Source organism: Armatimonas rosea (assembly GCF_014202505.1).
Taxonomy (GTDB): Bacteria; Armatimonadota; Armatimonadia; order Armatimonadales; family Armatimonadaceae; genus Armatimonas; species Armatimonas rosea.
Map to the genome: position 1 here is coordinate 903,764 of NZ_JACHGW010000002.1, position 17,980 is coordinate 921,743.

At 63.8% G+C, this 17,980-nt stretch carries 21 protein-coding genes and 3 tRNA genes; 10 read left to right on the plus strand and 14 right to left on the minus strand.

What is annotated here, in order from left to right; all coding sequences use genetic code 11:
• The first annotated feature begins 40 nt into the window (after positions 1-40).
• Positions 41-832 carry an Npun_F0296 family exosortase-dependent surface protein gene (locus HNQ39_RS12005; protein ID WP_184195954.1) on the plus strand — a complete coding sequence of 264 codons (792 nt, stop codon included), beginning with the start codon at positions 41-43 and terminating at the stop codon, positions 830-832.
• On the opposite strand, the gene HNQ39_RS12010 is transcribed toward HNQ39_RS12005, so the two are convergent.
• From HNQ39_RS12010 to HNQ39_RS12035, 6 genes are all read right to left on the minus strand, one after another.
• Positions 829-1,212 (minus strand): hypothetical protein, encoded by a 384-nt coding sequence (locus HNQ39_RS12010; protein ID WP_184195957.1) that lies wholly within the window; start codon positions 1,210-1,212, stop codon positions 829-831. The genes HNQ39_RS12005 and HNQ39_RS12010 overlap by 4 nt on opposite strands.
• On the minus strand, positions 1,197-1,427 hold the full coding sequence (locus tag HNQ39_RS12015) for a DUF6304 family protein (RefSeq protein ID WP_184195960.1): 231 nt from the start codon (positions 1,425-1,427) through the stop codon (positions 1,197-1,199). The genes HNQ39_RS12010 and HNQ39_RS12015 overlap by 16 nt, the downstream gene beginning before the upstream one ends.
• A gap of 25 nt (positions 1,428-1,452) precedes the next feature.
• The gene (locus HNQ39_RS12020; protein WP_184195963.1) at positions 1,453-2,145 is read right to left on the minus strand and encodes a hypothetical protein; all 693 of its coding nucleotides are present in this window, start codon (positions 2,143-2,145) and stop codon (positions 1,453-1,455) included.
• Positions 2,146-2,302: 157 nt separating this feature from the next.
• The gene (gene ppc, locus HNQ39_RS12025) at positions 2,303-5,068 is read right to left on the minus strand and encodes a phosphoenolpyruvate carboxylase (RefSeq protein ID WP_184195965.1); all 2,766 of its coding nucleotides are present in this window, start codon (positions 5,066-5,068) and stop codon (positions 2,303-2,305) included.
• 72 nt (positions 5,069-5,140) lie between these two features.
• Positions 5,141-5,224: transfer RNA gene (locus HNQ39_RS12030), tRNA-Ser, on the minus strand.
• Positions 5,225-5,239: 15 nt separating this feature from the next.
• Positions 5,240-5,314, minus strand: a tRNA-Arg gene (locus tag HNQ39_RS12035).
• A gap of 301 nt (positions 5,315-5,615) precedes the next feature.
• On the opposite strand from HNQ39_RS12035, the gene HNQ39_RS12040 reads away from it, so the two are divergent.
• The 3 genes from HNQ39_RS12040 to HNQ39_RS12050 are packed head-to-tail and all read left to right on the plus strand — an operon-like array spanning position 5,616 to position 7,714.
• Positions 5,616-5,843 (plus strand): RNA chaperone Hfq, encoded by a 228-nt coding sequence (locus HNQ39_RS12040; RefSeq protein WP_184195968.1) that lies wholly within the window; start codon positions 5,616-5,618, stop codon positions 5,841-5,843.
• A gap of 54 nt (positions 5,844-5,897) precedes the next feature.
• Entirely contained in the window at positions 5,898-6,581 is a 684-nt protein-coding gene (locus HNQ39_RS12045) for a Tic22 family protein (protein ID WP_184195971.1), read from the plus strand.
• The gene (locus HNQ39_RS12050) at positions 6,578-7,714 is read left to right on the plus strand and encodes a THUMP-like domain-containing protein (RefSeq protein ID WP_184195974.1); all 1,137 of its coding nucleotides are present in this window, start codon (positions 6,578-6,580) and stop codon (positions 7,712-7,714) included. The genes HNQ39_RS12045 and HNQ39_RS12050 overlap by 4 nt, the downstream gene beginning before the upstream one ends.
• Here HNQ39_RS12050 and HNQ39_RS12055 read toward each other — a convergent pair.
• Positions 7,711-9,390: a GGDEF domain-containing protein gene (locus HNQ39_RS12055; RefSeq protein WP_184195977.1), complete on the minus strand. Its 1,680-nt coding sequence runs from the start codon at positions 9,388-9,390 to the stop codon at positions 7,711-7,713. The genes HNQ39_RS12050 and HNQ39_RS12055 overlap by 4 nt on opposite strands.
• A 45-nt stretch (positions 9,391-9,435) precedes the next feature.
• Between HNQ39_RS12055 and HNQ39_RS12060 the strand changes: the two genes are divergently transcribed.
• On the plus strand, positions 9,436-10,119 hold the full coding sequence (locus HNQ39_RS12060) for a DUF998 domain-containing protein (protein ID WP_184195980.1): 684 nt from the start codon (positions 9,436-9,438) through the stop codon (positions 10,117-10,119).
• A gap of 11 nt (positions 10,120-10,130) precedes the next feature.
• Here the strand turns inward: HNQ39_RS12060 and HNQ39_RS12065 are convergent, their stop codons facing one another.
• The 3 genes from HNQ39_RS12065 to dut form a co-directional block, all read right to left on the minus strand.
• Positions 10,131-10,712, minus strand: coding sequence for a CHRD domain-containing protein (locus HNQ39_RS12065; protein WP_184195983.1), 582 nt, complete (start codon positions 10,710-10,712; stop codon positions 10,131-10,133).
• Between the two features lie 101 nt (positions 10,713-10,813).
• Positions 10,814-11,302, minus strand: coding sequence for a tetratricopeptide repeat protein (locus tag HNQ39_RS12070; RefSeq protein ID WP_184195986.1), 489 nt, complete (start codon positions 11,300-11,302; stop codon positions 10,814-10,816).
• Positions 11,303-11,306: 4 nt separating this feature from the next.
• The gene (gene dut, locus HNQ39_RS12075; protein WP_184195988.1) at positions 11,307-11,759 is read right to left on the minus strand and encodes a dUTP diphosphatase; all 453 of its coding nucleotides are present in this window, start codon (positions 11,757-11,759) and stop codon (positions 11,307-11,309) included.
• A gap of 42 nt (positions 11,760-11,801) precedes the next feature.
• On the opposite strand from dut, the gene HNQ39_RS12080 reads away from it, so the two are divergent.
• Both HNQ39_RS12080 and HNQ39_RS12085 read left to right on the plus strand, forming a co-directional pair.
• Positions 11,802-12,599 (plus strand): TerC family protein, encoded by a 798-nt coding sequence (locus tag HNQ39_RS12080; RefSeq protein WP_184195991.1) that lies wholly within the window; start codon positions 11,802-11,804, stop codon positions 12,597-12,599.
• Positions 12,599-13,387, plus strand: coding sequence for a sugar phosphate isomerase/epimerase family protein (locus HNQ39_RS12085; protein ID WP_184195994.1), 789 nt, complete (start codon positions 12,599-12,601; stop codon positions 13,385-13,387). Before HNQ39_RS12080 ends, HNQ39_RS12085 begins: the two co-directional genes overlap by 1 nt.
• Here HNQ39_RS12085 and HNQ39_RS12090 read toward each other — a convergent pair.
• Positions 13,349-14,584: a GHMP family kinase ATP-binding protein gene (locus HNQ39_RS12090; RefSeq protein WP_184195997.1), complete on the minus strand. Its 1,236-nt coding sequence runs from the start codon at positions 14,582-14,584 to the stop codon at positions 13,349-13,351. The genes HNQ39_RS12085 and HNQ39_RS12090 overlap by 39 nt on opposite strands.
• On the minus strand, positions 14,574-15,194 hold the full coding sequence (locus HNQ39_RS12095; RefSeq protein ID WP_184196000.1) for a 2,3-bisphosphoglycerate-dependent phosphoglycerate mutase: 621 nt from the start codon (positions 15,192-15,194) through the stop codon (positions 14,574-14,576). The genes HNQ39_RS12090 and HNQ39_RS12095 overlap by 11 nt, the downstream gene beginning before the upstream one ends.
• Before the next feature lie 307 nt (positions 15,195-15,501).
• Between HNQ39_RS12095 and HNQ39_RS12100 the strand changes: the two genes are divergently transcribed.
• Positions 15,502-15,573, plus strand: a tRNA-Val gene (locus HNQ39_RS12100).
• Here the strand turns inward: HNQ39_RS12100 and HNQ39_RS12105 are convergent.
• A complete protein-coding gene (locus tag HNQ39_RS12105; protein WP_184196003.1) occupies positions 15,547-15,819 on the minus strand; it encodes a hypothetical protein in 273 nt (90 codons plus the stop codon). The two genes, HNQ39_RS12100 and HNQ39_RS12105, sit on opposite strands and share 27 nt — an antisense overlap.
• Before the next feature lie 67 nt (positions 15,820-15,886).
• On the opposite strand from HNQ39_RS12105, the gene HNQ39_RS12110 reads away from it, so the two are divergent.
• A complete protein-coding gene (locus HNQ39_RS12110) occupies positions 15,887-16,618 on the plus strand; it encodes an SDR family NAD(P)-dependent oxidoreductase (RefSeq protein WP_184196006.1) in 732 nt (243 codons plus the stop codon).
• A gap of 125 nt (positions 16,619-16,743) precedes the next feature.
• Here HNQ39_RS12110 and hisG read toward each other — a convergent pair whose 3' ends face one another.
• Positions 16,744-17,616 (minus strand): ATP phosphoribosyltransferase, encoded by an 873-nt coding sequence (gene hisG, locus HNQ39_RS12115; RefSeq protein ID WP_184196009.1) that lies wholly within the window; start codon positions 17,614-17,616, stop codon positions 16,744-16,746.
• Between the two features lie 142 nt (positions 17,617-17,758).
• Between hisG and HNQ39_RS12120 the strand changes: the two genes are divergently transcribed.
• A complete protein-coding gene (locus HNQ39_RS12120) occupies positions 17,759-17,980 on the plus strand; it encodes a hypothetical protein (RefSeq protein ID WP_184196011.1) in 222 nt (73 codons plus the stop codon).

Genomic DNA, 17,980 nt, shown 5'->3' on the forward strand with positions numbered 1-17,980 from the left:
TGAAAGAAATTGATATTTAATGATTAATAATGCTCGTTTAATGGTCGCTCTCTCTGCTCTCTTCTCTGTTCTCCTGGGAGGCAGTGCGGCCCATGCCCAGATTGGGATCTACCTGAATGCTCCCCGGACCTCCAACTCGATCTTCTCCAACACCAAGGTGGAGACCTTCAACGCGCTGGCGACCGGGAATATCACCAGCGACTACACGTCGGTGATCGGCACCTACCACGCGACCGCCTCTGCGCCGCTCAATATCGAGCGGGGAAATGTGGCATGGGCGTTCGATGGCACCAAGCACATGGCGGTGGGGGCGCAGTCGGGCTCCACGGGGGCGGTGAGCCTTCTCTTTGCCAACCGGCAGAGCTACTTTGGCTTTGGCTGGGCCGCCGGCGATAGCCAGAACCGCATGGATTTTTATCGGGGCAACACGCTGCTGGGCTCGTTCTCCACGGCGACCATCCAGAGCATCCTGGGGGGCTCCACCGTGACCGCTATCAATGGCTCGACCTACAATACCTCGACCTACCGAGGTCAGCCTGCCAGCCCTAGCACCAATAGCGGGGAGAACTATGCCTTTGTGAACTTCTTTGCCAAGAACGGCTTCCAGTTCGACCGCATCGACTTCTGGAACAACAACCGTAGCAGTGGCTTTGAGTCGGACAACCACACGATCCTGACCTCGGGGAGTGCCAGTCCTTCGGGGAGCCTGGTCTATGTCACCTCCACCGTGAACCCGGTCGGCCTCTCCGCCCCCGAGCCCTCCCTGAGCCTGGGGCTGCTGCTGGTCCTGCCCATCGCTCTGGGATTTACCAAGCGCCGCGCGGTAGCCTAGCGCTGTGTGAACGCATCGCAGACATCGACCTCTTGCCGCCACTCCGGCGGCGGCCAGAGGTGCATGCGTGCACGGCGGGATGGGGCCGCGAGGAGTGCGGCTTGCTGGGTGCGGAAGCAGCCAAAGTTCCCATTGAGGCCATAGGTTGGCTCCACCGCTCCCCAGCGGCAGCTAAAGCAAAAGCGGAGAGTCGCCCCCACAGGAAGCTGCGCGACCAAGCGCTCTAAGACGGTATCAAAGTAGATATCGCCGTCTTGCGCGACAAGCTCCCCGTGTGCCGTTTTCAAGGTCACGGTCAGCGACGACGAAGCCGCGTGCTGGAGCGCGACCGTCAGCGTCACTTCCTCAGACTGCCCGTCTTGGATCAGGGTGAGGGGCACGGAAAACCCATACTCGCAGTGGCGGGCGTGTTGTGAACGAGCGAGAAGCCCGCCAGCCGCTCGGGAAGCGTGTCTTCGTCGGGCTCCAAGTCCTCCAGCGTGATGTAGGAAAACCGCACGCCCCGGATTGTCACCGCGTAGGTCGTTCCCTCCAGCTCAAAGAACACCGCCTCCTCGCCGTGGGCATCGCGGTAGTATCCAGGAAAGCGCTTCACAGAGTCAGTCTACCCAACGAAGCTTTCACCGAATGTGCTGAAGATACTCTTCCCGGCTGGTATAGCGTCGGTGCGTCAGGGTGAGTCCAAGCGCTCGTGCTTCTTCTGTGAGCTCCGGGACCTCTGCGGCGTGGAATTCGTGCTGGAGCAGTAAGGGCTCCCCGGACCGAAGCGTCTCTCGTAGAGCAAGCGTGCTGAAGAACGAAAAGTCCGCGAAGCGGCGGACGAACTTGAGCTGTGCGGCGGTGACGGGCTGCGTCACTGCGGTGAGCGAGAGTGCTCCTACGCTGTCGTAGTAGGAGCGAAATGGGACAAGCTCAACCTGCGAGCCATCATGCCAGCCTCTCTGGGATTTCCACCAGCTCACGTCGTAGGCAATCTCTGCGAGGTCATCCGGGAGGGTGCGTGCGATTGGCTCGGAGCAGACATGATTCACGAACGCATCGGGGAGGCGGACGTGATGCACTTCCAAATAATGAGCGAGTCCGCTCGGCCACTCATAATAGCCATCCGTTTGATTGTAGCTTCCGTTAGGAGTGCCACAGAGACGGCAAAAACTAAACCCTGCACACGCGACCCAGCACTCCCCCTTCTTGAGATACTCCACCACCTTGGCTTGGAGTGTGGGGTCTTGACTTAGGTCCACAAAACAGATGGGATGGGGCCATGTGAGATTGTCGTCGCTCTTCCAGTAGCCGAGGGCACGAAGCTCTTGCATGGCCTATTTTACCCGGCGCGTTTTCCGCCGGTTGGAAACCGGCGTCTGCAATGGCCTTCGGCCGCAAAGCCCGTGCCGGGCTGGAGATTTTGTAGCCCGGCACGGGCTTTGCGGCGGAGGAACGACGCCACTGTTGACGCCTAATTCTATTGGGCGCCTACCCCGTGCTCTGCATGGCGGCGGCGATTCCGGTGATGGAGAGGAGAATGGCCTCGCGCAACAGATCGCTCTCGCCTTCTTTTTCCTGCCGCTCCATCAGCGCGACTTGCAGCAGGGAGAGCGGCAGGACGGCGGGGTTTCGTAGGTGAACGGTGGCGCGGACAACCGGGGCGTGGCTCATGAGCTCGCCGTCTTGGCCGGTGATGCGCTTGACCCAGCTAACGGTGCGCTCGTGCTCCTCGGCGATTAGGTTGTGGAACTTATCGCGCAGTGCTGGATCGTCGCAGCGGTCCGCGTAGAGCTTGGCGGTGGGCAGGTGCGTGCGGGTGAGCTCGAGCTGCGCGTTGTCCACGACTGCCTTGAAGAACGCCCAGTCCTTCCAGAGCGACTGCATAAACGCCAGCTTGGTAGGATCGTCGCCGCTGTACCACTCCAGCGCCGTGCCCAGGCCAAACCAGCCGGGGACAATGTAGCGGCTCTGAATCCAGGCAAAGACCCAGGGAATGGCGCGCAGGTCATCGACACTGGCGAGGGCCTTCCCCGAGCGCGAGACCGGGCGCGATGCGATAGGGAGCTTGCTGATATGGGCGATGGGAGTCGCTTGCGCAAAGAACGTCCAGAAGCTCGGGTCCTCGTGGACCATGGCGCGGTAGAACTCCCGACTCTTCTGTGCCATCTGTACCAGCGCGGCCTTGCCCTCCTCGCTCTCCTGTGCCTGGCGGCGCGGGTTGGCGGCTTGGAGCGCGGCATTGACAATCTGCTCCAGGTGCCGGTGCGCGATCGGGGCGAGGCCGTAGCGGAAGGAGATCACCTCCCCCTGCTCGGTGAAGCGGATGCGGCCATCGAAGCTACCGGGCGGCTGTGCGAGGATCGCCTTGTTGGCGCGGCCCCCGCCCCGCCCGACTGTCCCGCCGCGCCCGTGGAAGAGCCGCAGAGTGATCCCCGCCTCGTGGCAGACCTGCGCGATCTTCTCCTGGGTCGCTTGCAGTGCCCAGTTCGCGGCGAGAAAGCCACCGTCCTTGCTGGAGTCCGAGTAGCCTAGCATGATCTCTTGAAAGTTCTTGCGGGTGGCCAGGTGCGCCTTGTACTCCGGGATCTTGAAGACCTCGGCCATGAGCTCCCCGCAGTGGTGCAGGTCGTCGATTGTCTCAAAGAGCGGGACGATATCCAGCTCCCCAGCAAGCCCCACTTCTTTGGCGAGGAGCAGGGGCTCCAAGAGATCGCTGGCACCGTGGGTCATGCTGATGATGTAGCAGACCACGCTCTGGGGGGAGAGCTCGCGGCGGGCGCGGCGGATCACCTCGAAGACATCGAGCACCTCGCGGGTCTGGGCCGAGAGGGGGGCATCGCGGCTGACTAGGGGCCGCGGCGAGCGCAGCTCCCAGCGCAGGATGGCGACTTTTTCCTCCTCGGAGAGGGCGGCGTAGTTGGCGGTCACCCCGGCGAGCGAGAGGATCTCGGTGACCGCTTTTACATGGACATCGCTGTGCTGGCGGACATCGAGCGGGGCGAGGTGGAAGCCAAAGGTGCGCGCCTGCACTAGCAAGTCCGCCACATCGCCCGCATCGGCGACCGAGCCCGCGTGGTTGCGGCGGAGCGCGTCTTGCAGGAGAGTCAGATCGGCCAGAAACGCATCGGCGCTCTTGTAGGCATGGGGCGCCTCGCTGAGGGTGGCCAGCAGGCGCTCGCGGATACAGAGGAGCTTGAGCACGTACGGCTCTCCGATATGGCGCAGGCGGCGGCTCTCGGGGAGGGGGACCTCGGCCAGATCGCGCTCGACCGACCCCAGCAGCGGGTCTCCGGCGGCGATACGCTTGACCGAGAGGGTGAGGGCACGGCGGACACTCTCCACCCGCTCCACAAAGAACTCCAGCGCGATCCGGCGGTGCTCTTTCAGGGTCTCCCAGGTGATCTTGGCGGTGACATTCGGGTTGCCGTCGCGGTCGCCCCCCACCCAGGAGCGGTAGCTGACAAAGACCGGGATCGTAAACTCGACACCCGGGTAGCTCTCGTCGAGGGCGCGCCGCAGGTCCGCATGGAGCCAGGCCACCACCTTAAAGATCGTCTTCTCAAAGAAGTAGAGCGCGTTGCGTGCCTCCTCCGGGACCGTGATGGGGGTGATGCGAATCTCATCGGTCTGCCAGAGCTCGGTGAGGGCGCGGCGGAGGTTCTCATCGGCGCGGACACTGGGATCGCCCTCTAGCGGCTGGTCCAGGTGCGAGCCATCGGCGGTCTGGGCGCGCAGGGCCAGTCCCTCGGCCACCCGGAGCAGCTTATCGAGCACCGCGCGGCGGCGTGCCTCGGTGGGGTGGGCGGTGAGGGTGGGGCAGATCTCGATTTGGTTGAGAAGCTTCTGCATCTCCGGGGCGGTGAGGCCCTGCTCTTTTAGCTTGCGAATCCCCTCACGGATCGACTCCGAGCGCGGCTCGGTGCGTCCCCGATTGACCCGGACGATCTCTTTCTGCTCGGCGGTATTGAGGAGCTGAAAGAGCACGGTCACCGCGCGCAAGAGCCGCGCGCAGGTCGCGGCATCGGCGAGCTCGGGGAGGGCTTCGAGGAGCTTGGCGGGGGTCATGGCCTCCTCGTGTGCGGTCTCCATCAGCTTGCGGGAGAGGGCAACAAACGCGCCGCCTTCCTGCTCGGTCAGCACCTCCGAGAACAGCGCCTCAAGACGCTCGATATCCGCGGAGAGGGGGGCGGGAAGCCCGCAGGCACGTGGCTGAAGCCCGGCGATGGTGGGGGAGGGCACGGAGGGGGACGACATGCCGCTATTGTATCGCGGCTTGGTTTCGTCCCGGTTTCGGTCGTAGGAAAGAGGCTTGGGAGTGGGGTGAAACGGAGAGGGTGGGATTCGAACCCACGGAGCTTGCGCTCATCCGCTTTCGAGGCGGACGCACTAGACCAACTATGCGACCTCTCCAGGTCTAAAGTTAAATCCCGTCGGAGGGATTCGAACCCCCGGCCGTTCCCTTAGGACGGGACTGCTCTATCCGGGCTGAGCTACGACGGGAAAACACCGACGAACACTACAAACACCAACGAACCGACAGGCTTGCAATTCTATCGCGAAATGCTCAGAGCGTCAAGAGTGTTCCCCAGGAAAGCCCAAGGTGCGGTAGAATACACTGCATTTCAGTAGCCTATAAGGTGAGGAGGAAATTACAATGCGAATTCGAGCAAAAGAGTTGCGTCAGCTATGGAAGCGTAAGGAAGAAGTCTACAAGGCCCGTACGAAGACGACCCCGGGAACGACCGTGGAAGCGAAGGCTGCCAAGCCTGCCCGCTCTGCCAAGAAGGGCGAGGAGTAAACCATGGATTTTGGCCCCAGCCGGGATCGGATGCCCACCATTCAGCTAAGCTCCGCCGCGATGATTCGCCTTCGGGACGAGCATGCTACTCTGGCCTTTCTGCTGGTTAATGGGCAGACGCTGACCGGTCAGGTGAAGTGGTTTGATGACTTTACGATCAACGTGCTGACCACGGAAGGGCGCGAGATTACCCTCCAGAAGCACGCCGTCATCTACTACCACGTCGCCTAATCTCTCCCTGTCCTACCCCCACCGCTTCGTTGGGGGTAGGGCGCTGGAAAAAGAATGATCCTTCCCCCTCAGGCTCTCTCCAATCTAAAGCTCCCCGTGGTGCTGACCAAGGCCCAGGTCGTTGAGCGGCTCAATGCGGTCCCCGGGTTTATCCTCGTCAATCCCATGGGCAATGCCCTGACCGCCAAGGGCAACGAGGAAAAGGCCCGCCCCAGCGTGGGGGTGTTTCTGCGGCAAAAAGGGGCCACAGACTTCCTGGCGAACCTGAAAAAACGTGATGCAAGCCTGACCGAGGGGCTCAAGCTCAAGGTCGTGGGGCTGGGGGAGCTCTACCAGCGTGCCTCGAACCCGCAGGAAGGGATCGCGCTGGCCTTTGTCCCCGATCCCGCGGAGATGGAGCAGGCACGCCAGCTTCTCAAACAGCAAGGCAAGCCCGAGACGATCGCGGGGGTGCCGCTGTTTATGGGAGAGCTCACCGGCAAGGGGCTCCTCAATATCACCCAGAATGGCAAGACCATTGTCCCCGCCTTCTTCTCCCTCGCCGACCTGACCAGCCTGCTGGAGCGCTACAACAAGTCCCGGCCCGAGGGAAGCCCCGAGGCGCGGCCCGTGCTGACGACCCTGGAGTTTCTGGTCGACTCGTGGCAGAAGACCCCTGACCCTGGCCTGATGCAGATCTACCCGGTCGCCCCGAAGCTTGCCTTTGACGAAGCCAAGGCCGTCACGGGCGGCTCGTGACCGAGGAAACAGCCGCCTTTTTAGTCTCGGAGGCGGGCGCGGCGCTCCTTGCGCGGGGAGCCCGGGCGCTCACCAACGACCGCGCCCTCGACCCGGTCTTACGTGCGGGTGCACTGGCGACTCTGGAGGGGCGCGAGCGCGCCGCGCGGCGCGGCTGGAAGCACGCAGACCAGCTCTTTCTCACCGCAGACTCGCTGGCCCAGGCAAGCTCCGAGGGAATCGCCGCCTTCCATGCCCAGTGTTTCGCGTCCTGTGAGACCGTCTTAGATGCCTGCTGCGGGGTGGGGCGCGATGCCTTAGCGCTGGCTGCGGCGGGCAAGCAGGTCACGGCCGTGGACACCGACCCCGCACGGCTTGTCTTTGCGCGGGCCAACGCCGCGGTCTACGGGCTCTCCGAGCGCATCACCTTTCTCTGTGCCGATGTGACCACCCTGAGCGGGCGCTTCGATGGAGCCTTCTTCGATCCGGCGCGGCGCGACGGCACCACCCGCTTCTCCGCCGATGCCGAGCGCTACCAGCCCGCCCTCAGCTTTATCCAGGAGCTGCAGGCACGGTGCCCCGTGACAGTCGCCAAGCTCTCCCCCGCCCTGCCAGATGAGACCCTCGCAAGCCTGGGGGGAGAGCTGCTCTTTCTCTCGGAGGAGCGCACCTGCAAAGAGGCGTGTGTGGTGCTGGGGAGGGAGCCAGGGCCGCCTCAGGCACTCTTGCTTCCCCAGGGCGAGCGCTACGCCGCCACCGACGAGCCCCTCGCCGTCGCGGGGGAGCCGGGCGCGTTTCTGCTCGATCCCGACCCGGCGATCCTGCGGGCGGGGGCACTGACCACCCTGGCGCAGCGCACAGGGGCGGCGCTGCTCTCGCCCGACGATGCCTACCTCACGGCGACGGAGGCTCTCCCCGATCCGGGCGCGCGGCTCTACGCCATCCGCACGGTCTTGCCCTACCGCGAGCGGACTCTGGGGCGCTGGCTCCGGGAGCAGGGGGTGGGGCGGCTGGTGGTGAAGAAGCGGCGCTATCCCAAGGAGCCCGATGCGGTGCATAAAGAGCTCGGCCTCAAGGGCAAGGGCAGCGAGGCGACCCTGGTGATTGTCGCCGACGGCAAGAGCTGGCTGGGGGTGGTCTGCGACCCGCTCTAGAGCGCTTGGGCACTCACACAGCGGTTGCGCCCCTGGCGCTTGGCGGCGTAGAGCGCCTGGTCCGCCTCGCAGAGAAGCGCCGCGGGGCTCGCGGTCTCGGACGTGCGTCCCGCCGCGCCGATACTCACGGTCACGCCACGCGGCTCCCAGGGCTGGCCGGCAATCGTGCTTCGAATCCGCTCGGCGAGGGTGAGGGCGTGGGCGAGCGTCGTCTGGGGCAGGGCGAGGGCGAACTCCTCCCCGCCGTAGCGCGCCAGGAGATCGCTCTCCCGCACGAGGCCCTGTAGCTGCTGGGCGACCTGCTTGAGGATCGTATCACCGACCGGGTGCCCGAAGTCGTCGTTGAAGCGCTTGAAGTGGTCCACGTCGATCAGGAGAAGCGTGAGCTCCCCATCGGCCTGAAAGAGCTCCTGAAAGCGCCGCTGGAAGGTGGTGTGGTTGAAGAGCCCCGTCATGCCATCCCGTGCCACTTGCTCCTGAAGGAGGGCATTGGTCTGCTCCAGCTCCAGCTTTGCACTTGTCAGGGCGGCGTTGTGCTGGCGAACCTTCTCCAGCTCGATCTCCTGCAAGAGGTGGTGGCGCTGGCGCTCGCTGGCCTCGGTGACCAAGAGGCGGTCGAGCTGGTGGAAGCGGCGGTGGTGGCTGAGGGCACGGCCAAGGTCTTGCCGTCGCTCCCAGCCATCGGTGAGCTTCTCGTGGCAGTTTCGCTCTAAGCTCCGGAGCCCATAGCGCTCGGCGTGGCGTGCACAGCGCGCCAGGCTCCGGCATGCTGCGGTCAGCTCGCCTTGCTCAAGACAGAGCGTCCCTAGCGTGTAGAGAGCCCGGGCGAGCTCGGGGCGGTTGCCCAGTGTGCGTAGGATACGGAGCGTGCGTGCGAGTGCCTGGCGCACGACGGCCCACTCTCCTTGGAGCGCCGCGAGGCAGGCTCGCTCGTAGAGCACCTCCGCTTCGTAGGTGGGGCTGGCAAACTGTGGGAGGAGGGCCTGCGCTCGCTCGACAAAGGAAGCCGCCCGCTCGGGCTGGTGCACCAGGCGGTAGTACTGGCTCAGCGCAAGCAGGTTCTCACAGAGGAGAGCCGGGTGCCCCAGGCGCTCCGCGAGGGTCAGCGAGTCGCTCAGGTAGGGGAGGGCACAGCTGTACTGTCCAAAGAAGATATAGATCCCCCCCAGGTTCTTCAGGCTGATCGCCTCGCCATAGGTATTCTCCGTGAGCCGCCAGAGCTCCAGAGCGCGCTGGTGTGCACGGAGCCCCGCATCGTAGTCGCCCAGGTCGTTGTAGATCAGGCCGAGGTTGTTTTGGGTGCCCGCCTCAAGCGCGTGCTCCCCGAGGCTCTGGCGAAGGAGGGCCGCCTCGCGGTAGGTCGTGAGGGCACGCTGGAGCTCGCCCTGCTTCTGAAGAAAGAAGGCCTTGGTATGGAGGCAGAGGGCGAGGCTGCTGGGATCGGCGGCGTCTTTTGCCTGCTCCAGCGCATTGTCTAGGATGGTCTCAGCCTGCTCTAGGGCACCGCTGGCGTGGTAGGCATAGGCGCGATTGCGGAGTGCACGAACACGGCCAACCGGGTCGCCTAGCCTATCGCAGAGGGCGAGCGCTTGCTCCGCGAGCAGTGTTGCCTGCGCGGGATTGGTTCGCTCACACTTCAGTCCTTCTAGCAAGAGGGTTGCAAGATCCATCGACATATCGGTTACTTCTATGTTCGGTCTGTCCTGCGATACACTGGAGTCATGGCACGGCGAGCGCTCCGGCTGGGGGCAGTGAGTATGGCGCTGGCGAGCGCGGACCTAACCCTGTTGCACCTCCTTCCTGCGCCACGGCTCTACGCCACCACGGGAGCGGTCTTTGCCTACCATCCCTGGAACTTCCTCAGTGAGCTGGTGCGGAGCGACTACGGGCCACTCATGACGGCCTGCTTTTTCCTACTGGCGCTGAGCGCACTGGCAGTAGGGCGAGCCCTCCACAAGCACGCGTGGAGGTGGGAGAGTGCTCTGCTCACGCTGGCAGGGGCAGCGCTGCTCCTCCTGGGGTTCTTCCCGACCGACCTGGCCGATCTCTCCACCGATGCGCTCACTTGTGGCCTGCCCACACGCCCCGAGCCCTGCACGCTGGTGGGGCGTATCCACAACCCGCTCTCGACCCTGGTCTTCGCCCCGATCTTTGTGGCGATTGCGCTCTGTAGCGTGCGGAAAGAGCGCTTTCTCACGGTGCTGGCGGTGCTCTGCGGGGCGCTGATGCTGGGGGGAGTGGGGGGAGCGACTCTCTACCTGCACGCGATCGGCTGGCACGGGCGCTGGTGGACCGGGCTGATGCAGCGAAGCCTTGTCTTGCCGGCGCTCCTCTGGCTGGCGGGGCTCCTCTGGCACTTGCATAAAAAATCCCTGCACGAGACACCTCGTGCAGGGACTTGCTGAGACTAATCTAATTAGGCGCGCTTGCGGCGAAGCGCCAGAGCCCCTAGGCCCAGGAGCGCGAGCGCGGCGGTTCCTGGCTCGGGAGCGGTGGTCAGGAAGCCACGGATCTCACCGCCGGGGAAGGCCGACGTGTGGATATTAAGGTAGGCCTTGCCCGCAGCGGCGGCGGCGGCTAGTGCGGTCTCGGCGGACGCGGCGGTGCCCCCATTGGCGGTGATATAGGCCGCATTGAACGATGCCGTCTGGGTCATGTCAAAGGTCTGGGTGTAGGTGCCCGAGGTCACTCCCAGAGGAAAGCCAACAAAGCTCGGGGTCTGGGTGGCAACACCTGCCGTGCCCGTGAAGGCGGTCGCGGTGGCGGCGTGGATGTGCGAGGCGGTGGTATTGCCCGTCAGGCCACTGAAGGTGACCGTGAGAAACATCGTGTGGGCGGTCGTGTCGAAGATGACGGTTCCTGTGCCCAGGCCGGGGGAGGCATTGGCCGGCGACTCACTGGGGCCGTTGAGGTAGACATTGTACTTGACCTGGGCGTGGCTGGTGGAGGCGACAAGGACAAGGGGGATAAGAGAGAGGGCGAGCTTGAGAGATTTCATCGTTTCTGCTTTCATTTGAGAGAATGGCACACAGCAATTGTGTGGGGATCCTATGTCTCTAATCGTCGCAGAGCAGGTAGAAAGTTGGGCGGCGTTCGTTATTAATTTTCCCGCCCGACGGTGGCAGGGGTCTTGATGGGGACAAGATCGTTGCGGTGGGCCAGGGTGGTCCCGAGCCAGATTCCCAGCAGGAGCATCACGATACCCCCAACCCCCACGAGGATCGCGATCAGCCAGCGGGGGCGAGGCGGCTTTTTCTCTGCGACGGGGGCGGCAGGGGGCGGTTTTGGGGCCTGCACCTGGGCCTGCTGGGCGGCTAGCAGGCGGCTATGGCGTGTCTGCACGGCCTTGTCACGCTTCTCCCGAAACGACGCATTTCCCGGCTTGAGCTCGGTGGCGAGGCTGTAGCAGTGCAGGGCTTCATCGTGCTTCTCTTGCGCGAGAAAGAGGTCCCCCAGCAGGCTCTGGGCATCGGCGGAGGTAGGATCTAGCTCGATTGCCGTGTGGCAGATGGTCTCTGCCTCGGCGAGGTTGCCCCGGACGCGCGCCAGGTTTGCCCGTGAGAGCAGTGCATTGATCTCGTCTTCCATAGGGCTACTTCACGCCCGTGTGGCCAAAGCCGCCCGCCCCACGCTCGGTCTCGTCGAGGCTCTCCACCACCTGCCACTGGGCCTGCACGACCGGGGCGACCACGAGCTGCGCGATCCGATCCCCTCGATTGACCGTAAAGGCCTCCTGGCCCAGGTTGATCAGAAGTACCATGATCTCCCCACGGTAGTCGGCATCGATCGTACCCGGGGAGTTGACCATGGAGATTCCCGCCTTGCGTGCCAGCCCGGAGCGGGGCCGCACCTGCGCCTCGTAGCCGTCGGGGAGGGCGATCGCAATGCCCGTGGGAACCGCGTGGCGCGCGCCCGGAACAAGAACAACAGGCTCGGTGACCGCGGCGCGCAGGTCCATCCCTGCCGCCTGCAAGGTCTCGTAGGCCGGGAGCGGGAGATCGTCGCTACCAGGCAGCCGACAAAGTGAGACGGAGACGGTTTGCATGAGGTATCTATCTTACCCTTCCCAGCGGGTAGAATAACAGCGATGCCTTTTGATCCCCAAACTTTTGCCAATTCGGATCTGCTGATTGTTGGAACGCTGGTGCTTCTCGAAGGCTTGCTCTCCGCCGACAATGCCCTTGTGCTCGCCTTGCTCGTGCGCCATCTCTCTGAGAAAGAGCAGCAGCGCGCGCTCTCGCTTGGATTGATCATGGCGTTTGGCCTGCGCGGAGTCGGGATTCTGCTGGCGGGCTTCCTCATCAAGCTCTGGTGGCTCTGCGGGCTGGGCGCGGCCTATCTGATCTTTCTGGCGGTCAAGCACTTTGCCAGCAAGTCCCACGACGAAGACGACGAAGATGCACTCGCGGCGGGGAAGAAGCAGCTCTCGTTTGGCCGGACGGTCGCGCTGGTGGGCTTTACCGATGTGGTCTTTGCCGTGGACTCGATCCTGGTGGCGGTCTCGCTGGTCAATCGGCCTGAGAAGCTCTGGATTGTCTACTTAGGGGGGCTGCTGGGGATGATTCTCCTGCGGCTGGGGGCGGCAGCGTTCTTGCGCCTGCTCCGAAAGTACCCCGCGCTCGATAGCACCGCCTACGGCCTAGTCGCCTGGGCCGGTGTCAAGCTCGGGTTTTCGTCGCGGCACCTCTACGGCAAGAACAACGGTGCCGACTACGCGGAGATGCACGATCTGGTGTTCTGGGGGGGCTTTGCGCTGATTATTGTCCTAGGCGCGACCTGGGCCGTGCGCAGTGCGCGCTCCCACACGCTCACCCCTGGCGAGGAGCTCACCGACGACTGTATCGAGCGGATGGAAAAAGTGATTGAGGAGCGTAAGGTAATCTGATGCGATTTGGGGTCTGTGCGGGGCTGAGCAAGGCACCCGCAGTGGCGGCGGCGGGCTGGGACTATATCGAGCTGGGGGCATCGGGCGAGCTAATCCCCGAGTCCGACGAGGCGCTCTGGGTGGAGAAGCGGGCGGCACTCCTGGCACTGCCTCTCCCGTGCGAGACCTTCAATCTCTTTGTGCCGGGTAAGCTCAAGATCACCGGCCCCGATACGGACCGTCCGGCGCTGACACGCTATGTCCACACGGCACTGGCGCGCTGCGCCGAGGTTGGGGGCAAGGTGATTGTCTTTGGGAGCGGTGGGGCACGGCAGCTCCCCGATGGCTGGAGTGCGGAGCAGGCCCAGGAGCAGCTTCTTTGGTTTCTCAATCAATGCGCCGATGCCCACGAGACCACGGGCGTGACCGTGGCTATCGAGCCGCTCAACCGCCACGAGTGCAACCTCCTCCACACGGTCGCGGAGGGCGCGGCGCTGGCGCGTGCGGTGGGGCGAGCGGGTGTCGCCAACCTCGCCGATACCTACCACATGGAGCGCAACGGCGACGAGACCCTGGGGGATATTCTTGCCAGCGCGGACTGCCTCGCCCATGTCCACACCGCCGATACGGGGCGCAGGTCACCGGGGACAGGCAGCTACGATCACGAGGCGCTCTTTCGCACCCTGAGCGCCGCGCAGTACACGGCGCGCCTCTCCATTGAGTGCACCTTCACCGACTTTGAGGCGGAGCTTGGCCCCGCCCTTGCCCATCTAAAGCAGGCGTACCGGCGTGCTCAGAGCGCCGGGTGACGTCCCCTGGATAATGCGCGGGACCGTGCCGGTGTGCTTCTCGTAGGAGTCCGCCACACTCTCGGCGATAGCGGCCTCGCGCTCGGTGGGGCAGAGCAGACAGACCGTCCCCCCCGAGCCACCACCCGTGATCTTGGCACCGACCACGCCACTCTGGGCCATGGCGAGCTCGACCAGTAAGTCGGTCTCTTTGGTGCCGAGGCCACAGCGGCTGTAGCTGGCGTGCGCGGCGAGCATCTGCTCTCCCGCCAAGCGAAAGTCACCGGCGTCGAGAGCACTTAAGAAAGTCGCCACGCGCTGGTTCTCGAAGATCGGGTGCTCCGTGGCCGCCAGAACGGGGTAGCTCTGGTCGGGGAGGACCTGGGTGACACTGTCCCAGGTCGGGCCGTGCTGGCGCAGAAACTCCGCGCCGGAAAGAGTCTCGGGTAGGGCTATCCCGAGCGCCTTGTAGCTCTCCGGGGTGAGGTTGCAGAGGTAGTCGGTGGGGGTAAGGCCCAGGAGCTTGGCCCCCATGAAGGCCGCGCAGCGCACGCCGGTGTAGCCCGTTCCCCCGACACTATGCTTGACACACGAGTCGATCCCAAAGACCGTCCAGCCGTCGGGGATGGTCGTGTAGCCGTCGATGGTGTGCGGCTGGCAGCGGAGCAGGAGGAGCTTGCCCTCCTCGCCGCAGGCACTGGTCACCTGGTCCATGATCCCACACGGTGCGCCCACCCACTCGTTCTCGACCCGCTGGCAGAGCCGCGCCAGAGTTAGGCCGTCGAGCGTGAGGTCGAACGCCGCCGCGAGCGCCCGCATGGTCGCCACCTCGATCGCCGCCGACGACGACACGCCCGCGCCGAGGGGGACATCGGAGGAGAGCAGGAGCCGGACGCCCGCCGTGGGAGCCAGCAGGCCCTCGGCCTTGAGCAGCGCCACGCAGCCCGCCAGGTAGATCGCCCAGCGCTCGGTCTCGCGCTCGCCGCCGGTTGGGACCGTCACCGTGCGCCCGATATTAACCGAGCGGATGGTCAGGTTGCCTGAGGGATCGACCTGGGCACCACAGAGCGCGGCCTGCCCGATGGGCATCTCCGCCACGAGAGAGCCCGAGTAGTCCGCGATCCCGCCCATGACATCCAGGCGTCCCGGGGCCCGAGCAACGAAGATTGGGGCTCCTTCGGCAAAGAAGCCCCCATGGTCAGGAAAGTCAAACCTCACGGACGTAGCTGTCGGTTTCTTTTTCGTAGCGGTAGACACGGAGCTCGCCATTGCCGATCTCGACGCCAGGGACGACATCATCGGCGAGGTTCTCCAGCTTCTTGACCAGTGCGCGCAGGGAGTTGCCGTGCGCGGCGATCAGGATGGTCTTCCCCGCGGCCAGCTCGGGCTCGATGGTCGTGTCGAAGTAGGGCAGGACACGCTCGGTGGTATCGGCGAGGCTCTCGCCACCGGGCGGGCGGTCGCCAAAGCCACGGCGCACGGCCTGAATCGCGGCCTCGCCGTACTTTGCCTTCATCTGGTCCTTGTTGCGCCCCTGCCAGAGCCCGTAGAAGCGCTCGTTGAGCTGCCAGTCCTGCACCACGGGGATGCCGGAGATCTCTGCACCCTCCATCACGAGCTGGAGGGTCTGCTGGGCACGCACGAGGCTCGATGTGTAGCCTTTGTCGACCGCGTACTTGCCCTTCATCTCCTGGCCCACCTGGAGTGCGTGCGCCTTGCCCGTCTCCGAGAGCTCAACATCGACCCAGCCCGTGAACAGGTTCAGGCTGTTCCAGACCGACTGTGTATGACGAATTAAGAGAAGTCGTCCTTTACCATCGCTATGCATTAGAGGGATCCTTCACAAACAAAAACAGCGACCTGCCGGACGGGCATAGTCGCTATCTAAAGGGTTTTCGTTTCGATTACGGATAGATTCTATCACAAGCGGCGAGCCTCTTGCAATCTAAAAACAGGCGATTTCTTGTACCAAAGAGAAGTTGATTCCTCGGTAGGTATTTAATAAATTCTCTTAAATAATTGAAGGGTAGCGCAAGAGTGCTGTTTTTAAGAGGTTTCACTGTCTCGTATTTGTCTCTTTGGTTTTCGGTGGGTTTGACGTCTTTGTACGGGGGTGGTATACTCTCTCTCGCTTCGGTCGGTTGGCTCAGTGGTAGAGCACCGCCTTCACACGGCGGGGGTCACTGGTTCGAATCCAGTACCGACCATTCTTCTTCTTCCCCCTCTATCACCTGAGAGAGCTCCCACTCCTCGGGACACTCCCAAGACACCGGGTCACTCTCCCGCAGCTCGTCGTCCTCGGGCTCGGGCACCCGGAACAGGCACGCGGGAATCATCTCCCCCTCGACCCGTGCCCGACGGTACAGCCAGACAAGCGGCACCCGCTCTCCGGAGGGCAAGTGTGTCGCCTCACGTCGCTGCCGATCTACAATCCAGTCTTCCAGAACCAACATGGTCGTCTTTTGATAGTTTGCTTTTTGTTTGCTATTGTATCACAGCTTGCCAGGTACACTGGGAGGCATGCTAAAAGGGAAAAAAGCGCTGGTCACGGGGGCGGGGCGTGGGGTGGGGGTGGCGATCGCACGGCTCCTCGCCGCGGAGGGCGCGACGGTCGCGGTGGCCTACCGGGCCTCGAAAGAGAGCGCGGAGCTGCTCGCTCAGGAGCTTGGGGGAGTCGCGCTTCAGGCTGACCTGACAGACACCGCGCAGGCAGAGCGGCTGGTAGCACAGAGCCTCGGGGAGCTGGGGGGGCTCGATATCCTGGTCAATAACGCCGCAGGCTTTGGGCCGCTCAAGCCGCTGGCGGAGTACACCTGGGACGAGATTGACGCTGAGTGGCACGCGGTGGTCAAGCCGGTGGTGACCGTGACTCGTGCCGCGCTGCCTCACTTTCAGGCACAAAAGTCCGGCAAGATCGTCTGCCTCTCCGCGACTCTCCTGCAGCGACCCGCACCCGGCCAAGGTGCCCACGCCATGGCCAAGGCCGCAGTGCTGGCCTACACCCGCTCGCTGGCCCGCGAGGTCGGCCCCGACGGGATTACGGTGAACGCGGTCTCCCCAGGGATGGCCCTCACCGAGTTCTCCCAGAACCTCCCCGAGAGCCTCAAGGCCGCGGTCGCCGAGCGCACCCCGCTCCGGCGCCTCGCCACCCCCGAGGATGTCGCTCGCGCCGTCTTGTTCTTCTGCTCGCCGCTCTCGGACTTTATCACGGGGGCAAACCTCGCCCCCGATGGCGGTTTGGCGGTTTTATAAGTCGGGCATTGGAAATACCCGCCTCCGAAAAAGAGAGCGTCCCGGGGACGCGCAGAGCTTTGAGGCTTCTGCGTCCCCGGGACGCTCCTTCCCTATATGCCGGGGACTTTTAGCCCCCGGACAGGTTAGTAGACCACTTTGTTGAGCGGATACTCGACCAGGCCGCTGGCACCGGCACGCTTGAGGCGGGGGATGAGGTCGCGGGCCTGGTGCTCCTCAATAATGATCTCGATCGCAAAGCCTTCATTGCCCCAGAGCGGGCTGACGGTCGGCTTCTTGAGTGCGGGAAGCTGGGCGATCACGGACTCAAAGTCCTCTTTGGCGACATTGAGCTTGAGCCCCACGAGCGCTCCGGCGTTGAGTGCGCCGGTCAGGAGCATTCCCATCGCCTCGATCTTGGCACGCTTCTCAGGGTCGGCCCAGGCGGTCTTATTGGCGACAAAGCGGGTGGTGGAGATAATGATCGGGTCCCCGACAATGCGGAGCTTGTGGGCCTTGAGGCTAGAGCCCGTCTCCGTATTGACCACGATGGCATCGACTAGCTGCGGGACCTTCATCTCGTCTGCGCCCCAGCTAAACTCGACATGGGCCGTGACCCCGTTTTCCTCCAGCCATTTAGTGGTGAGGCGGACGTACTCGGTGGCGAGCCGCTTGCCCTCCAGGTCCTTGACCGACTGAATCTCGGAGTCACCGGCGACCGCGAGCACGATACGCATCGGGTTGCGGGTCGCCTTGGAGTAGGTAAGCTCACAGACCTCGACAACATCGGCACCGTTGTCCTTGATCCAGTCCCAGCCCGTCAGGCCGGCGTCGATCACCCCGTCTTCGAGGTAGCGGGGGATCTCCTGCGGGCGCATGAGAATCGGTTCGAGCTCGGGGTCATCGATCACGGGATGGTACGAGCGAGAGTCCACGCGCACGGTCCAACCGGCCTGCGCGAAGAGCTTAAAAGTGGCGTCCTGAAGGCTGCCCTTAGGCAAGCCGAGCTTGAGTTTCATGGGCTTTTGGGGGAGAGGGAGTGCGATGCACCCCAGATTTTGAACGTCGCCAGCATATCAGCTTAGCAGGGGCTTTGCCAGTCGGCTTACCCTAGAGCCATAGATACATCCTCTGGCATGCGAAATGCGATAAGCTCTAAACATGTTTACGATTGAGATTCACTTTGCCAATACCAGTGGGCTTGGCATCTCCTCGCTCCTATGCGAGATGGAGGGCAAGAGCGCCACGGATGCGATTCTAAAGACCCTGGCCAGTATCAAAGAGGGGCGTCCTCTTGCTCGGCTCGATGGCACCGGGTTCTGGCTACCGGTCGAGCAAGTCGGGCTGATCTCCGCGACTCCCTTTCAGGCCCCGCTCGCCTAG

Excerpts from the sequence above, each read along its gene's own strand:
- HNQ39_RS12005 (WP_184195954.1), top strand. The coding sequence starts at position 41 with ATGGTCGCTCTCTCTGCTCTCTTCTCTGTTCTCCTGGGAGGCAGTGCG.
- HNQ39_RS12020 (WP_184195963.1), bottom strand. The coding sequence starts at position 2,145 with ATGCAAGAGCTTCGTGCCCTCGGCTACTGGAAGAGCGACGACAATCTC.
- ppc (WP_184195965.1), bottom strand. The coding sequence starts at position 5,068 with ATGTCGTCCCCCTCCGTGCCCTCCCCCACCATCGCCGGGCTTCAGCCA.
- HNQ39_RS12040 (WP_184195968.1), top strand. The coding sequence starts at position 5,616 with ATGGATTTTGGCCCCAGCCGGGATCGGATGCCCACCATTCAGCTAAGC.
- HNQ39_RS12045 (WP_184195971.1), top strand. The coding sequence starts at position 5,898 with ATGATCCTTCCCCCTCAGGCTCTCTCCAATCTAAAGCTCCCCGTGGTG.
- HNQ39_RS12055 (WP_184195977.1), bottom strand. The coding sequence starts at position 9,390 with ATGTCGATGGATCTTGCAACCCTCTTGCTAGAAGGACTGAAGTGTGAG.
- HNQ39_RS12060 (WP_184195980.1), top strand. The coding sequence starts at position 9,436 with ATGGCACGGCGAGCGCTCCGGCTGGGGGCAGTGAGTATGGCGCTGGCG.
- HNQ39_RS12065 (WP_184195983.1), bottom strand. The coding sequence starts at position 10,712 with ATGAAATCTCTCAAGCTCGCCCTCTCTCTTATCCCCCTTGTCCTTGTC.
- HNQ39_RS12070 (WP_184195986.1), bottom strand. The coding sequence starts at position 11,302 with ATGGAAGACGAGATCAATGCACTGCTCTCACGGGCAAACCTGGCGCGC.
- dut (WP_184195988.1), bottom strand. The coding sequence starts at position 11,759 with ATGCAAACCGTCTCCGTCTCACTTTGTCGGCTGCCTGGTAGCGACGAT.
- HNQ39_RS12080 (WP_184195991.1), top strand. The coding sequence starts at position 11,802 with ATGCCTTTTGATCCCCAAACTTTTGCCAATTCGGATCTGCTGATTGTT.
- HNQ39_RS12085 (WP_184195994.1), top strand. The coding sequence starts at position 12,599 with ATGCGATTTGGGGTCTGTGCGGGGCTGAGCAAGGCACCCGCAGTGGCG.
- HNQ39_RS12095 (WP_184196000.1), bottom strand. The coding sequence starts at position 15,194 with ATGCATAGCGATGGTAAAGGACGACTTCTCTTAATTCGTCATACACAG.
- HNQ39_RS12105 (WP_184196003.1), bottom strand. The coding sequence starts at position 15,819 with ATGTTGGTTCTGGAAGACTGGATTGTAGATCGGCAGCGACGTGAGGCG.
- HNQ39_RS12110 (WP_184196006.1), top strand. The coding sequence starts at position 15,887 with ATGCTAAAAGGGAAAAAAGCGCTGGTCACGGGGGCGGGGCGTGGGGTG.
- hisG (WP_184196009.1), bottom strand. The coding sequence starts at position 17,616 with ATGAAACTCAAGCTCGGCTTGCCTAAGGGCAGCCTTCAGGACGCCACT.
- HNQ39_RS12120 (WP_184196011.1), top strand. The coding sequence starts at position 17,759 with ATGTTTACGATTGAGATTCACTTTGCCAATACCAGTGGGCTTGGCATC.